A 13,433-nucleotide genomic window follows, 5' to 3' on the forward strand; every position below is an offset into this window, starting at 1 on the left:
GCTACGAAGGACCGGCAATTGGATACGCTGGGACGGAAAACGGGCCTTGACCAGGAGCGATCCAGGCAGCCTGGAATACGGGAATGGGACGCGGCCAGCCGCCTGGGACGTGGCGAGGAACGGTGTCAGGGTCGATGGAGCTGGTCGTGGAGCGGATCACGGTCGGTGCTCAGCGCCTCGGTAGGTGCCAGGCGGGCGGCACGTACGGAGGGGTACACCCCGGCCAGGACGCCGATGGTTGTCGCCCCGCCCGTGCCCATGGCGACGGCGGTCAGCGGGATCACCGGCGGCCAGCCCTGATACGTCACGTAGGCGACCGTGGCCAGAGCGCCCATCACCGTTCCCGCTGCCACACCGCCGAGCAACGAGAGCACCACGGATTCGGTCATGAACTGGCCGCGAATCTGCCTGCGGTTGGCTCCCAGCGCACGCCGAAGACAGATCTCACTGCGCCGTTCGAGGACGGAGATGTACATGGTGTTGGCGACTCCGATGCCGCCAACCAGGAGTGCCACCCCCGACAGTCCTAGGAAGAGAGCCGAGAACGTGCTGTCCGCCGCCCGCTTTGCGGCCAGGGCATCGGATGGCCGACTGACCTGCACCAGCCCGGGGAGCTGCGGGTACACGGTGGCGGGAAGGACGTCGGCCACGGCCTCCATGGCGTCTTCATCGGCCCGCACATAGACGACGGTGGGGTGTCCGTCGAAGGCGAGCTCCTGTTGCGCCGTCTGCCAGCCCACCAGTACGGAGCGGTCGAGGTCCTCGGCAAGTGGTACCGGGTCGAGGATGCCGATGACGCTGAACCACGTCTGATCGATGATGACCTGCGGGGCCCGCTGCCCCGGAAGATACGGGGAATACCGGGCCGGGCGGCGGCCTGGTGGCCGAGCACGACGGTGGGCAGCCGGTCAGTGGACGGGCTCAGGAAGCGGCCCGATGCGCACCCCGGTGAGCAACATCCGGGGCTGGCTCGAGGCGGTCGAGGACGGCATCGCACGTCCCGACCCCGATCTGGTGACCTCCCTGCTGGGACAGTCGTGCCAACTGCAGCACATCATCGACGACCTCCGGGACCTTTCAGCGGCCGAGGCCGGCGAGCTTCGCCTGGCGCCGGAGCCCGTACAGGTCTCCGGACTGCTGTCGGCCACCGCCATGGCCAACCAGGCCACCGCCGCGGCAGCAGGTGTCACCGTCACCGTGGCGGACACCCTCACCATGGCGGACAGCGAAGCCATCCTGGCCATGACTGATCCCGTACGGGCACGGCAGATGGTGGGCAACCTCGTGTCGAACGCGATTCGCCACACACCTGCGGGAGGATCCGTCACCCTGAGCGCCCGTGCCGATCCCGAGACCGTTGAGATTGACGTGGCGGACACCGGAACCAGGATCTCAGCCGATGAGTTGCCGCATGTCTTCGACCGGTTCTGGCGGGCTGAGAAGTCCCGCGGCAGGCAGAGCGGCGGGAGCGGCCTCGGGCTGGCCATCGTGCGCCGCCTGGCCGAAGCGCGCAAGGGACCGGTCACCGCGGTCAGCACTCCGAACGTCGGTTCAACCTTCACGCTCCGCCTGCCGCGCCACTCAAGCGCCACGGAACCCGGACCGCGACACTGACGGCAGCGTTACGGCCGTGGCTTGTTCGCGAAGACCCACCGGTTGCCCGCCAGCGCGTCGCCCGGCTCGGGCAGCGGGCCGCGTCCGTGCCGGCGGGTGAAGTCGAAGGGCGTGTGGACCGATGTGGACCAGCCCTTGCCCACCAGATCGCCTGCGGAGTCGGGCCGCGGCTCGCCATCGAACAGGTTGAGCAGGTCGATGCCGATCTGGTGTTTCGTCGAGGTGTAGAGCGGGCTGTCGCTGAACTCCAGCAAGTCCTTCTCGAGCTTGACCTCGTATGCCAGGGCGCTTCCCTCCGTGCTCAACCGGTCCACCGTGTCGATGAGGTACGTCTCGGCGGCGCCTGGCAGGTAGAACAGCAACCCCTCGGCCAGCCAGACGCTCGGTGCGGCCGCGTCGAAGCCGGCGTCGGTCAGCGCTCCGACCCAGTCGGCGCGCAGATCGATCGGGATCGGTACGCGCGCTGCCTTCGGGGTTGCCGACAGTCCGCCGAGCACCTTGTGTTTGAACGCCAGCACGCCTTCCCGGTCGACCTCGAAGACCACGCAGCCGCAGGGCCAATCGAGACGGAACGCCCGCGAATCCAACCCCGCTCCGAGCAGGACCACTTGGCGGGCGCCCCCCGTGTGCACCGACCGGAGGAGAAAGTCGTCGAGGACCCTCGTCCGCAGACCGAAGTAACGCGCGAATCGCCCCCACAGCGGGTTCGCGTCCCCGTCCGGAACCTGTTGTATGCGGACCGGCCAGCCCGCGGACGCCGGTGCGGCGAGCACGAAGTGCTCTGCGTAGACGTCCCGTGCCAGGCTGTCGTGGCGGTGGGTCTCGATCGCCCGTGCCGCGGCGACCATGAGAGCGGTCAGACCGACACCCCCTTCCACACCTTCCACACCGGTGTTCCGATGCGCTGTGCCGACCATGTGTCCTCCCTTGGCGCGAGGGTGCGGTGTCCGTGGCTGCCCGCCAGATGGCGCCCGCCAGGTGGCGGCCCATCGGACAGGCGGCGGTGTTGAAACGCCTCGCTCATCGCCCCCTCCCCTGCGGAACCAGGACGGGTTTGACCACGCGGCCCGCGTCGCAGGCGCGTTCGGCCTCGTTGATGTCGGCGAGCGGGTACGTACGGATCAGCTGGTCGAAAGGGAACCAGCCGGCCTGCCACAGCCCGGTCAGCCGCGGAATCAGCAGTCCCGGCACCGCGTCCCCCTCGCAGATGTGGGAGATCCTGCGGCCCCGGTCCAGTGCCCCCGGTTCGAGCGGCAGCGCGGTGTGGAGCCGGGCCACCAGGCCGAGGTGGCCGGTCGGGCGCAGGGCCCGGAGCGCGTCGTTGATCAGCTGGGCGGAGCCCGTGGTGTCCAGCGCGTACTGCGCGCCGCCGTCGGTCAGCCGCTGAATACGGCCGGGCAGGTCGGCCGACGCCGCGTGCAGCGGGATCGCGCGAAGCCGCTCGGCGAGGGCCAGCCGTTCGGGGTGCCGGTCGACGGCCACCGTCACTGCCCCGGCGGCGGTGGCCGCCATCACCGCGGCCAGACCCACCGCTCCCGCGCCGAAGACCGCGACGGTGTCGCCGGGGCCGACGCCGAAGGAGTTGAAGACCGCTCCGGCGCCGGTGAGGAAGGAGCAGCCGAGCGGTCCGAGCAGTTCGACGGGCAGCGAGGGATCGACCCGGACGGCGTTGCGGGCCGGGACCATCGCGTACTCGGCGAAGGAGGACTGGCCGAACCACCGGGGAGCCAATTCGTCCCCGGCCGCGTCGGTGAACCGCGCCGCGTTCTCCTTGCGCCCTCCGAAGAGGTTGAGCGAGGCGAACGAGTCACAGTAGGCGGGGGCCGCGCCCATACAGTTCCGGCAGCGTCCGCAGGAGTCGAAGCTCAGCACGATATGGTCGCCGACGCTCAGGCCGGTGTCCGGGCCGCCCGTCTCCACCACGACCCCGGCCCCCTCGTGGCCGAGCACCGCCGGCAGCGGTGTGCGGCCCGCCGAACGCCGGACCGCGAGATCGGTCCGGCACATCCCACAGCCCGCGATCCGGACCAGGATCTCGCCGTCGGCCGGGCCCGCGTTCAGGATCACCTCCTCGACGGCGAAGCGGCTCTGGTACGAGCGCAGTACCGCCGCACCGAACCTCATCGTCACGCCTCCTCCGGACGGTGCACGACGAACGGCCGGAGGTTCCCGTAGAGCCCCCACGGCCCGCCCGCGACGCCGACACCGCTCTCCTTGATGCCCGCGAAGGGCTGGGCGAGGGACAGTTCGGCGTGGTGGTTGATCCACGCCGTCCCGCACTCCAGCCGGTCGGCCACCGCCTCGGCCCGGTCGAGGTCGGTCCCCCATACCGAGCCGCCCAGCCCGAAACCGGTGCCGTTGGCCGCCTCGACGGCTTCGTCGAGGCTCCCGTACGGCAGCACGGGCAGGACCGGACCGAACTGCTCCTCCGTCACCACCGGGCTGTCGGAGGGGACATCGGCCAGGATCGTCGCGGCGAAGAAGTAGCCCGGTCGGTCCAGCCGGTGGCCACCGGCCACGGCTCTGGCGCCGACTGCCAGGGCCTGGGTCGTGTAGCGCTCGACCCGGGCCAGTTGAGGAGCGTTGTTGACCGGCCCCAGCTGCGATCCCGGGTCGAGCCCTGCTCCGACGACGGCGGTCTTCGCGCGCTCTGCCAGGGCCTCGGCCACCTGGGAGTAGAGCCGGGCCGGGGCGTAGACGCGCTTGACCGCCATGCAGACCTGCCCGCAGTTGCGGAACGCCGCCCAGAACAACCGGTCCGCGATCCGCTCCACATCCACGTCCTCCAGCAGGATGGCGGCGTCGTTACCGCCCAGCTCCAGGGTGACCCGGGCGAGCGAGGCCGCCGCGCCCTCCGCGACGGCCCGTCCGGTGCGCATCGAACCGGTGAAGGTCACATGGCGGATCCCCGGATGGGACGCGAGGCGGGCGCCGAGGGGTTCGCGACCGGTGACGATCGTCAGTACGTCCTCGGGGAGCGCGGTGGAGATGACGGACCCCAGCAGCCGTGTGGCGAGGGGCGTGAACGGGGAGGGCTTGAGCACCATCGTGTTGCCTGCGGCGAGCGCGGGCGCGAACTTCGCCGACGCGAGCTGGAGGGGAAAATTCCACGGGACGATCGCGGCGACGGGCCCGAGCGGTCGCCAGCGGATCTCGCTGCGTACCGGCCGACCGTCCGTGATCGGCTGGGGCCCGGGGTCCAGCTCGGCGAAGTAGCGCAGGCGGGCCGCCGTACGGGCGATCTCCGCGTACGACTCGGCCAGGGGTTTGCCCTGTTCACGGGTGAGCAGCGGAGCGAGGTCGGCCCCGGCCGCCTCCACGGCGTCGGCTGCCGCGAGCAACGCGGTGGTGCGGGCGACGGGATCGGCCCGCCAGCCGCGCCAGGCCTCGTGGGCCCGCTCGACGATGGCGTCCAACTCGTCCGGGCGCTGATCGGGAGCCTCGTCGAAGGCCTCGCCCACTGCCGGATCGAGAACGGCGAAGCGCTCGCCGCGGGTCCCGGGCGCGCGACGGGGTAAACGTGTCAGCATGCCGGCGGTCAGCTCGCGGCGGCGACGGCAGCTGCGTGCTCCCGGGCATGCCGGTCCATCTCCGCCCGGAAGGCGGCCACCAGCTGCGGCTGAATCCTTCCGGTGGTGCGGTCGCCCCCCTGGCAGACCGCCCCGCGCACCCCCACGATGTCCGTGCCGATGCGGGTCAGCGCGCCGAGGTCTCCCACCTTGACGCTGCCCGCGAGGGCGGCGAGCAGATCGGCCTCGTGGGCCAGCCGGACGAACTCCGCGCAGACGTCGGGCGGAACGTGGTCGAACAGCCGTGTCCCGTCCTTGATCGCGGTGTCGAGCATGGCCGCGTCGGCCCCGGAACGGCGGGCGATGTCGGGCAGCGCGAGCGGGTTGACGCAGCCGATCCGGTCGGCGTCGGCGTAACCCGAGGCGACGACGAACGCGTCCGGCCGATAGTCCTTCACTGCCCGGACGACCCCTCGCATGACCTCGATGGCCTGTTCGGGCGTCGTGCAGCCGTAGAGGCCGACCTTGATATACGTGGCTCCGGAGACAACTGCACCGAGCGCCGCCTGAGCCACCGTGCCGGGCTTGTACGGGACGTCTCCCACGGTGGCGGACACCGGCTTGTCCGCCGGGACCGCATCGCGGATCTCCCTGATGACCCACGGGAAGTTCGCGCCCAGCGAGCCCTCGTCGGGCTTCTTGACATCGACGATGTCGAGGTGCTCCGCCGCCTTCGCGCAGTCGAGAGCCTCCTCGACGCTGTCCGGGGAGATGAGAAGCAACAACGTGGATTCCTTCCACCGCATATCCACCTGCCAAGGGGCAGGTGTGCGGAGTCGTCTGGATCACGTGCGGTCTGCTCATCATTGCTGCGGCCCGTGGCCACCGGCAGAGCGCACGGAGTCCGAACGGGTCGTTGCATGACGTGTCCGCGCCCCTCAGCACGCCGTCCACGCCGGTTCGAACCCTACGGCCTGATGGGGATGTGGGGAGCAGCGTCCAGGCCGATGCGATCTGCCACCATCTGCTGGAAATGAGCGCACTGGGTGAAGTCCTCGTGATCGCAGCCGAGGGCGCATTCGATGAGGTCGAGGGACGCCTGCGCAGCTGCGATACGGGAGCGAAGCGCCTCGGCCTCCTCGTACAGGATGTCCCGTCGCTGTGTCGGATCGGCGGCAGCGGCCAGAGAGCGGATGGTGTCGAGGGAGAGCCCTGCCTCCTTGGCGCGCAGGATGACGGCGACGCGCGTGAGGTCGGTGATGCCGTAGCGGCGCCGACCGGCGGCATCGCGTGCAGGGGTGAGGATCCCCATTGACTCCCAGTGCCGCAGGACGTGCGTGGCCAGACCGAAGCGTTGGGCGATGGCACCGATGCTCATGAGCTCGCGCCCGCCGTCGGCAGTCATCCCGTGCTCGCTTGACTTCATGCCGACATTAAGTCGCAGCCTTGGGGGTCATGAACAGGGAAACAGATCAGAAACCCCAGTCGGCGGACGATCTCATCGCGCTGCTCGACGCGGCCGACCGTCTACCGGGTGCCAAGGAACTGAGAGCTCTGTCCTGCGACTTGCTCGGCGCCGCCGCCGGCAAGTGGGTGGTCGACGTGGGGTGTGGCGCCGGACGGGCCGTGGCGGAACTGGTCGAGCAGGGCGTGAAGGCCGTCGGTGTGGACCCGAGCGAGCGGATGATCGCCGTCGCCCGCGGCCGGTGGCCCGAGGGGGACTACCGGATCGCGGGGGCATACGAGTTGCCGCTGCAGGACGCCTCAGTGGACGGTTACCGGGCCGACAAGGTGTTCCATGAACTGGGTGAACCGGAGCGGGCGTTGGCGGAAGCGCGCAGGGTTCTCGTACCCGGAGGGCGGATCGTGCTGGTCGGGCAGGACTGGGACACGTTCGTCATCGACTCCGCCGATCCGGCCCTTACCCGCACCATCGTGCACGCCCGCGCCGACCTGACCGCCGGCCCGCGTGCCGCTCGCCGATACCGCAACCTACTGCTGGACGCCTGCTTCGACGATGTGACGGTCGAGGTGCACACGGGCGTTTTCACCGGGCCGACGATGTTGCCCATGCTCACCGGCCTGGTCGAGGGAGCTTGCTCCGTCGGCGCCGTCACGCGCAAACAAGCGAACAGCTGGATCGCTGAGCAGCGTGAGCGGGCCGAGGCCGACCGGGTCTTCCTGGCGCTGCCGATGTTCGTGGCAGCGGCGACCGCACCGCGATGAAGCGGTAGCCGGCTACTACCCTGTGCTGGGGCCGACCGGGCGGGCCGGCCCCGGCACCGGGCAGGAGCCGTGACGGTCAGGCCTGGTACGCGACCAGCGCCATCATGCCGGCCTCTCCGTGGTACGCGTTGTGGCAGTGCAGCATCCACTGGCCGGGGTTGTCGGCGTCGAAGACGACGGACAGCTTCTTCTTGGGCAGCACGATGGCGGTGTCCTTGCGTGGGCCGGTGTTTCCGAGCTGGTAGGTGTGGCCGTGCAGGTGCATCGGGTGCCACATCTCCGTGGTGTTGACGAAGTCCAGCCGGACCCGCTGCCCTTCCTCGATCGTGAGCGGATGCGCGGCCGGGTCGTCCATGTCGAATGCCTTGCCGTTGATGGCCCAGTTGTACTTGTCCATGCCGCCGGTCAGCTCGACACGGTGCTCCCGGTCCACCTTCTTGGACGGCAGGCGGACATCGTCGGCCGCGCGCAGCTGGGACGCCGTCAGGATCCTGCCGTTCAGTTCCTTCGGGCGGACGGTCGCCTTCGGCGTGCTGCCGGATCCTGTACGCACCAGGGCCATGCCGGTGGCGTTCTTGCCCTCGGCCAGCGCGACGAGCGGGAAGACGCCGTCGCCGACGGTGACCAGGACGTCGTACCGCTCCCCCATGCCGATCAGCAGGGCGTCGACCCGCTGGTGCTCGACGGGGAACCCGTCGGTGTGCGTGATGGTCAGCTTATGGCCGCCGAGCGCCACCCGGTACGCGGTGTCACCGCCCGCGTTGATGATCCGCAGTCGGACCCGCTTGCCGGGCTTGCCCTGGTAGACGTCCGGGTCGGCCGGCACTCGGCCGTTGACCAGGTGGTACGGATACTTCACGTCGCCGGCGTCGCCGCCGAGCAGCTCGCTCTCGGCGCCCATCAGCATGAACTTCATCGACTTTCCGCCGGACCCGGGCGAGGCGGACGGGGACGCGGGGTCCTCCCCCATGTCCATGCTCCCCTTGCCGTGCATGTCGTGGCCTTCCATGCCTCCGGAGCCGGAGTCACCGCCCATGTCCATGCCACCCATGTCCATGCCGCCCATGCCTTGGCGCAGTTCGGCGAGGACCTCGTCGGGGGTGCCGGTGACTCCGTCGACCCAGTCGTCCAGGACGACGACCCATTCGTCGTCGTACGACAACGGCTCCTTGGGGTCCTCGACGATCAGCGGCGCGTACAGCCCGCGGTCGAGCTGGACGCCGACGTGGGGGTGGAAGAAGTACGTGCCGGGGGCGTCGGCGATGAAACGGTACGTGAAGTTGGCACCCGCCCGTACGGCCTGCTGGGTCACCGGGGGCACGCCGTCCATGTCGTTGCGCATGGCGAGGCCGTGCCAGTGGATGGACGTGGTCGTCTTGTTCGGGAGCTGGTTGGAGAGTTCGGCTGCCAAGGTGTCGCCGGCCGACAGGCGGATCTCCTTGCCGGGGGCCTGACCGCTGAATGCCCAGCTCTTGGCCATGATCCTGCCGCCGAGGTCGAGTATGGCGGGCGCGGCGGTCAGGGTCACCTTCTGCGTCCTGCCGGTGCCCTTCCGCTTCTTCTCGGTCGCGGCGACCGCCGAGCCGGAGGGGCTGATCAGGGCGGGCGTGCTGGTGGAGCCGCTGCTGCAGGCGGCGAGCGCGCCGGCGCCCGCGACGCCGAGCCCCGCGAGCAGGACGGAGCGACGGTTGATGCTGTTCATCGGTGTCCTCGATCTCAGTGTGCACATAAGGAGTTGGCGTGCTGGAACGGCTCCTCGGCATGACAAAGGCAGCACGAGAAAGCCGTGGGCACGGCCTAAATGCGCAGCTGAGAAAGTACGGACAGGTCCGGAGGCGCCCGGTCCACCGCCCCGGCGGCCTTCGGCCCCGCGGTGACACCTCCGTGCGCGGGGACATCCCACGGCACAAGGGTCTGTTGCGGTGCCGCGAGCTTCACGGCCTCGAGGCTTGCGGTCGAGCAGTGCTGCATGGCCGTACCGGAGCAGGCCGGGCCATCGGCACTGTTCGTCGCGGGGGCGGTCGCCGTCGGCGCGGCGGACTGTGCGGGGGAGCTTCCGTGCGCGTGCCCGGACATGGCCGTCGCCGGTGCGGCATGCTTGCCCGCCATCACCATGCCGGGCGTCATCACGTGTCCGGCGGACGAGGGCGTCGGTCCGATCGCCAGGACGGCCGTCTCGTGGTGGATCAGTACGGCGAGTGCCGCGAGCAGAGCGATGACGGCAGCGCGTGCCCAGCGGACGGCGGCGCGCGAGGCGCTGGTCCGCGGGGCCCAAGCTCCTTGTGCTGTCATCGCTGCCCTCTGGGTTCCCGGTGAGACGGTGCCGCCAATATACCCGGCGGGGGTAAGTGGCACTTCAGTACGGTCGCTCACACCGGGGTACGGAGAGCTCGGCCTCCGGGTCTGCGGCCACTCTTGGTCAGTGCACGTGCGGGCCGCCGGTCGACTGCGGCTTGCCTCGCGGTACGAGGCCCAGGGCCACGGCGGCACTGGCGGCCGCCGCCACCGCACACACGATGAACGCGTCGGCGAAGCCACCCACCGAGCCTCGCTCGAACCCGGAAGCCGCGACGGTGGAGACGACGGCGACACCGATCGAACCACCCACCTCGTGGAAGGTGTTGACGACTCCGGAGGCGAGCCCCGCCTCCCGGTGTTCCACCATGGCCAGTGCGGTCGTCGTGGCCGTGACGAACACAGCGCCGACGCCGAGCGAGGCGATCACGAAGCCCGGCAGGAGCCGGGCGTACACGCTGCCGGTCTCCGACAGCTGGGTCAGCGGGACGGTTCCGGCGGTGGCGACGAGCATGCCCGCGACAGCGGTCGGGCGGCTGCCGATCCGGCCGACGAGCCGGGAACCGAGGTGTGCCCCGATACCGGTGGCGACCGCAACGGGCAGGAACACCAACCCGGTGCGCAGCGGGCCCAAGCCCCGGATTCGCTGCAAGTACACAGACCCGAGGAAGAAGTACGCGATCAGCAGGGCGGTGGCGATCAGCATCAGGAAGGCCCCGGCGAGCACGGGCCGCCGGGTGAACATCCGCAGGTCCATCAGCGGGGCCCGGCCGGCCCGCTCGACCCCCGCGAACGCCGCGTACGCGAGCACCGCGCCGACCAGCGGCAGCAGGCTCGAGGCAGCCGCCCAGCCGGCGTCCCCCGCCTTGACCAGGCCGTAGATCAGAGCGGCGGTGCCCGCGGTGACCAGCAGCGCGCCGGGGACGTCGAGCCGTGCGGGCTGCGGCGCTCGGGCCGGGACGAAGGCGGGCAAGGCCACCAACAGGAGCAGCCCGACCGGCACGTTGATGAAGAACACCCATTCCCAGCCAGGCCCGTCGGTCAAGGCTCCGCCCAGGAGGACGCCGGCCGCGGAGCCGGTGCCGCCGATGGCCGCCCAGACACCGAGCGCCTTGTTGCGTTCGGCGCCGTGGAAGGTGGTGGTGACGATGGAGAGTGCGGCCGGGGAGAGCAGGGCTGCGCCGACGCCCTGGCCGACCCGGCCGCCGAGCAGTGTCGGGGCGTTCTCGGCCAGGCCGGTGACCAGCGAGGCGGCGGTGAACAGCGCGAGTCCGGCGAGGAGCGTACGGCGGGCGCCCAGGGCGTCGGCGAGTCGGCCACCGAGCAGCATCAACCCGCCGAAGCAGAGGGTGTAGGCGGTAACCACCCAGGTCACCGCCTCCCGGCCGAGGTCGAGGTCGGCCGCCATGTCGGGCAGGGCAACGTTCACGACGGTGACGTCGAGAATCAGCATGAACTGGGCGAGGCAGATCAGCGCGAGGGCTGCCCAGCGGCGCGGGTCGGTGGGCGGGTGGTCGTCGTGTTCGGCTGTATGCGGTGCACCGGCTTCGGAGTGGGTCATGACGGGTCCTTCTGGTGCGTGGTCAGGGTCGAGGGTCGTGTCCGTGCCGCGCACGGTCCCGCTCGACCGCCCGCAGAGATCTGAACCATACTGTTCAGTTCACATGAACTCAACCGTACAGTTCAGATGGATGCTAGGGTCGAAGTCATGAGCGTGGACAGCGTCAGACGACCGCCGAGCGGCCCTCGGGCAGAGCTCAAGCGGCAGGCCATCGTCCGGGCCGCCCGCGAGCTGTTCCTGCGGGAGGGCTTCGGCGTGGGAATGGACACCATCGCCGCCGAGGCAGGCGTGTCGAAGGTGACCGTCTACAACCACTTCGGCAGCAAGGAAGCCCTGTTCACGGCGGTCATCAGCGGCGCGCTCGACGAGTCGCTCGCCGGTGAGTCCTCAGCCGCCCTCGAGGGCCTGACGGAAGCCGATGACCTGCGGACAGCCCTCGTCGAGGCGGCCCGCACCTGGGTCCACGCCGTCCGCAGCAATCACGAGGTCACCGCTCTACGCAATCTCGTCGCCGCCGAACTCCACCGCTTCCCCGAGCTGGGCGAGGCATGGAAACACCACGCCACGGAGAGCCACCACCCCGCCGTCGCCGGCGCCCTGCGTTCCCTCGCCGAGCAGGGCCGGCTGGAAATCCCCGACCTCCAGGTGGCGATCATCCAGTTCTACGGGCTCCTGGTCTTCCCGCACATGGTCTTCAGCTCCTACGGCACACACATCGACGAGGACCTGACGGACCGTCTCGTCAGCAACGGAATCGACATGTTCCTGGATCACTACAGCCCACGGGACGCATAGCCTGTGCCGCTCGAGGCCGCCGAGGGCCCGCGTGCGCAGGACTTCATGAGTGTTGAGGTCATGCGCCGCGGCGCTGCGTGGCCACGTCACGAAGCTGGCCCCATTCGGTGTCTTCGCCCAGGTGGCCAACCGCCCCTTCCCCCACTCCCGTGATGAACCCGCCTCGGGATCGGGTCGCCGGGCTGGGCGTGGTTCAGACTCGCGGCGGCTGCACGTATCGCGCTGACGGTGGGCGCGTAGTCGTCGATCGTGTCGGAGCCGGGGTGCGGGCCGGCGGGGTCGAGGAAGTCGGTGCGGAAGAGTTCAGGCAGTGCGCAGGTCGAAGGCCGCGCGGTTTTGGGCGATGAAGCCCTCGACGTCGAGGGGGTCGCTGCCGCCGATCGTCTTCACCAGGTCGTTGGTGCCGGCGAAGACACCGTTGCGGTAGTCGACGGCCACGGCGAGCAGGTGCTGGATCAGGTGGTCCGGCGCGCCGCGCCCGCGCAGGATGGCGGCGAATTCGTCGAGTTCGATGGGAACGTAGGTGACTTCACGGTCCAGCGCCCGCGACATCTTCTCGGCGATCTCGTAGTGGTTGAGCTCCTCGGCTCCGTACAGCGGGTAGATCTGGCCGGCGTGCGGGGCGGGGTCTTCCAGGATGGCCGCGATCACCCTGGCCTGGTCGCTTTCCGCGATGGGGGCGTGGCGTCCGTCGGCGAACGGCAGGCGCAGTTCGCCGGTTCCGTCGGCCCAGGTGTCGATCAGCCACTGGGCGAAGAAGGTCGGGCGGATGTGGGTGACGGCGACCGGGGAGTGGTCCAGGACGCGCTCGGCGACCCAGTGCTGGCGGGCCGCGTTGCTGGCGGTATGGCGGCGGGCGGAGATCTGCGACATGTTCACGATCGCCTGGACCCCGTTCTCCTCCGCCGCCTGGGCCACGTTCGCGGTGGCGTCCATCAGGCCGGGACGGATCGGATAGGCGAAGTACAGGGCGTCGATCCCCTCGGTCGCCCGCGCCAGGGAGTCGAGGTCCAGGGCGTCGCCTTCGGCGAGGTCCGCCCCGAGGGCAGCGAGCCGCTCGGCGCGCCCGTCGAGGCCACGGACGAACGCGCGGACGCGATGCCCGCGCTGGAGCAGGAGTTCGGTGGTGTGACCGCCGGTCTTGCCGGTGGCCCCGATCACGAGGAGGTTGCGTTCCATGATCGCGAGTCCGTTTCTTGAGAGGGGGTGGCTCTTGAGAGGGAAGTGGCGGCAGCTCCAGCGTCGGTCCTTCGAGCGGGTGTCGCACGAGATGGGTGAGAGGCGGTGCGATACCCGTCCAGCGGGGCGGCTGTGGCCGCGGCCCTGTGCGGACATCCCGTCCGCCTCGCAAGAAAAGGGGCTTGACGGCCCCTTTTCGGTCCAGTTCCAGGAGACACCCATCGGAATGGGCTGTCAAGCCCTTTTTTGCGTTA

Annotated in this window: 12 protein-coding genes and 1 pseudogene; 3 read left to right on the forward strand and 10 right to left on the reverse strand. The window is 70.1% G+C overall.

The genetic code is table 11. The features are described 5' to 3' along the window. Positions 1 to 125: 125 nt before the first annotated feature. A pseudogene (locus tag ACFV2X_RS20300) lies at positions 126 to 937 on the reverse strand (ABC transporter permease); the annotation flags it as partial. On the opposite strand from ACFV2X_RS20300, the gene ACFV2X_RS20305 reads away from it, so the two are divergent. After that, positions 937 to 1,614, forward strand: a complete 678-nt coding sequence (locus ACFV2X_RS20305) for a sensor histidine kinase (protein ID WP_385618145.1) — start codon at positions 937 to 939, stop codon at positions 1,612 to 1,614. The pseudogene ACFV2X_RS20300 and the gene ACFV2X_RS20305 overlap by 1 nt on opposite strands. Before the next feature lie 8 nt (positions 1,615 to 1,622). Here ACFV2X_RS20305 and ACFV2X_RS20310 read toward each other — a convergent pair whose 3' ends face one another. From ACFV2X_RS20310 to ACFV2X_RS20330, 5 genes are all read right to left on the reverse strand, one after another. After that, on the reverse strand, positions 1,623 to 2,531 hold the full coding sequence (locus ACFV2X_RS20310; protein WP_385618148.1) for a class I SAM-dependent methyltransferase: 909 nt from the start codon (positions 2,529 to 2,531) through the stop codon (positions 1,623 to 1,625). Positions 2,532 to 2,634: 103 nt separating this feature from the next. Next, positions 2,635 to 3,738, reverse strand: a complete 1,104-nt coding sequence (locus ACFV2X_RS20315) for an NAD(P)-dependent alcohol dehydrogenase (RefSeq protein ID WP_385618150.1) — start codon at positions 3,736 to 3,738, stop codon at positions 2,635 to 2,637. A gap of 2 nt (positions 3,739 to 3,740) precedes the next feature. Further along, on the reverse strand, positions 3,741 to 5,144 hold the full coding sequence (locus tag ACFV2X_RS20320) for an aldehyde dehydrogenase family protein (RefSeq protein ID WP_385618152.1): 1,404 nt from the start codon (positions 5,142 to 5,144) through the stop codon (positions 3,741 to 3,743). Positions 5,145 to 5,152: 8 nt separating this feature from the next. Further along, positions 5,153 to 5,929, reverse strand: coding sequence for a (5-formylfuran-3-yl)methyl phosphate synthase (locus ACFV2X_RS20325; protein WP_385618153.1), 777 nt, complete (start codon positions 5,927 to 5,929; stop codon positions 5,153 to 5,155). 161 nt (positions 5,930 to 6,090) lie between these two features. Next, complete coding sequence (locus ACFV2X_RS20330; protein WP_385618155.1) at positions 6,091 to 6,549, reverse strand: MerR family transcriptional regulator; 459 nt, start codon at positions 6,547 to 6,549, stop codon at positions 6,091 to 6,093. A 29-nt stretch (positions 6,550 to 6,578) separates the two neighbouring features. Here ACFV2X_RS20330 and ACFV2X_RS20335 point away from each other — a divergent pair, with 29 nt between their 5' ends. Continuing rightward, the gene (locus ACFV2X_RS20335) at positions 6,579 to 7,349 is read left to right on the forward strand and encodes a methyltransferase domain-containing protein (RefSeq protein WP_385618157.1); all 771 of its coding nucleotides are present in this window, start codon (positions 6,579 to 6,581) and stop codon (positions 7,347 to 7,349) included. Between the two features lie 76 nt (positions 7,350 to 7,425). On the opposite strand, the gene ACFV2X_RS20340 is transcribed toward ACFV2X_RS20335, so the two are convergent. The 3 genes from ACFV2X_RS20340 to ACFV2X_RS20350 form a co-directional block, all read right to left on the reverse strand. Continuing rightward, positions 7,426 to 9,051, reverse strand: a complete 1,626-nt coding sequence (locus tag ACFV2X_RS20340; protein ID WP_385618159.1) for a multicopper oxidase family protein — start codon at positions 9,049 to 9,051, stop codon at positions 7,426 to 7,428. Between the two features lie 95 nt (positions 9,052 to 9,146). Then, positions 9,147 to 9,641: a hypothetical protein gene (locus ACFV2X_RS20345; protein ID WP_385618161.1), complete on the reverse strand. Its 495-nt coding sequence runs from the start codon at positions 9,639 to 9,641 to the stop codon at positions 9,147 to 9,149. 127 nt (positions 9,642 to 9,768) lie between these two features. After that, positions 9,769 to 11,205 carry an MFS transporter gene (locus tag ACFV2X_RS20350; RefSeq protein WP_385618163.1) on the reverse strand — a complete coding sequence of 479 codons (1,437 nt, stop codon included), beginning with the start codon at positions 11,203 to 11,205 and terminating at the stop codon, positions 9,769 to 9,771. Positions 11,206 to 11,352: 147 nt separating this feature from the next. Here ACFV2X_RS20350 and ACFV2X_RS20355 point away from each other — a divergent pair, with 147 nt between their 5' ends. Next, positions 11,353 to 12,000: a TetR/AcrR family transcriptional regulator gene (locus ACFV2X_RS20355; RefSeq protein ID WP_385618165.1), complete on the forward strand. Its 648-nt coding sequence runs from the start codon at positions 11,353 to 11,355 to the stop codon at positions 11,998 to 12,000. A gap of 303 nt (positions 12,001 to 12,303) precedes the next feature. On the opposite strand, the gene ACFV2X_RS20360 is transcribed toward ACFV2X_RS20355, so the two are convergent. Next, complete coding sequence (locus tag ACFV2X_RS20360) at positions 12,304 to 13,179, reverse strand: NAD(P)H-binding protein (protein WP_385618168.1); 876 nt, start codon at positions 13,177 to 13,179, stop codon at positions 12,304 to 12,306. Positions 13,180 to 13,433 lie beyond the last annotated feature (254 nt).

It is taken from the genome of Streptomyces sp. NPDC059679, from assembly GCF_042734105.1.
Taxonomy (GTDB): Bacteria; Actinomycetota; Actinomycetes; order Streptomycetales; family Streptomycetaceae; genus Streptomyces.

What these genes read in the sequence shown, in the direction of transcription:
- ACFV2X_RS20305 (WP_385618145.1), top strand. Translation starts at nt 937, where the DNA reads ATGCGCACCCCGGTGAGCAACATCCGGGGCTGGCTCGAGGCGGTCGAG.
- ACFV2X_RS20310 (WP_385618148.1), bottom strand. Translation starts at nt 2,531, where the DNA reads ATGGTCGGCACAGCGCATCGGAACACCGGTGTGGAAGGTGTGGAAGGG.
- ACFV2X_RS20315 (WP_385618150.1), bottom strand. Translation starts at nt 3,738, where the DNA reads ATGAGGTTCGGTGCGGCGGTACTGCGCTCGTACCAGAGCCGCTTCGCC.
- ACFV2X_RS20320 (WP_385618152.1), bottom strand. Translation starts at nt 5,144, where the DNA reads ATGCTGACACGTTTACCCCGTCGCGCGCCCGGGACCCGCGGCGAGCGC.
- ACFV2X_RS20325 (WP_385618153.1), bottom strand. Translation starts at nt 5,929, where the DNA reads ATGCGGTGGAAGGAATCCACGTTGTTGCTTCTCATCTCCCCGGACAGC.
- ACFV2X_RS20330 (WP_385618155.1), bottom strand. Translation starts at nt 6,549, where the DNA reads ATGAAGTCAAGCGAGCACGGGATGACTGCCGACGGCGGGCGCGAGCTC.
- ACFV2X_RS20335 (WP_385618157.1), top strand. Translation starts at nt 6,579, where the DNA reads ATGAACAGGGAAACAGATCAGAAACCCCAGTCGGCGGACGATCTCATC.
- ACFV2X_RS20340 (WP_385618159.1), bottom strand. Translation starts at nt 9,051, where the DNA reads ATGAACAGCATCAACCGTCGCTCCGTCCTGCTCGCGGGGCTCGGCGTC.
- ACFV2X_RS20345 (WP_385618161.1), bottom strand. Translation starts at nt 9,641, where the DNA reads ATGACAGCACAAGGAGCTTGGGCCCCGCGGACCAGCGCCTCGCGCGCC.
- ACFV2X_RS20350 (WP_385618163.1), bottom strand. Translation starts at nt 11,205, where the DNA reads ATGACCCACTCCGAAGCCGGTGCACCGCATACAGCCGAACACGACGAC.
- ACFV2X_RS20355 (WP_385618165.1), top strand. Translation starts at nt 11,353, where the DNA reads ATGAGCGTGGACAGCGTCAGACGACCGCCGAGCGGCCCTCGGGCAGAG.
- ACFV2X_RS20360 (WP_385618168.1), bottom strand. Translation starts at nt 13,179, where the DNA reads ATGGAACGCAACCTCCTCGTGATCGGGGCCACCGGCAAGACCGGCGGT.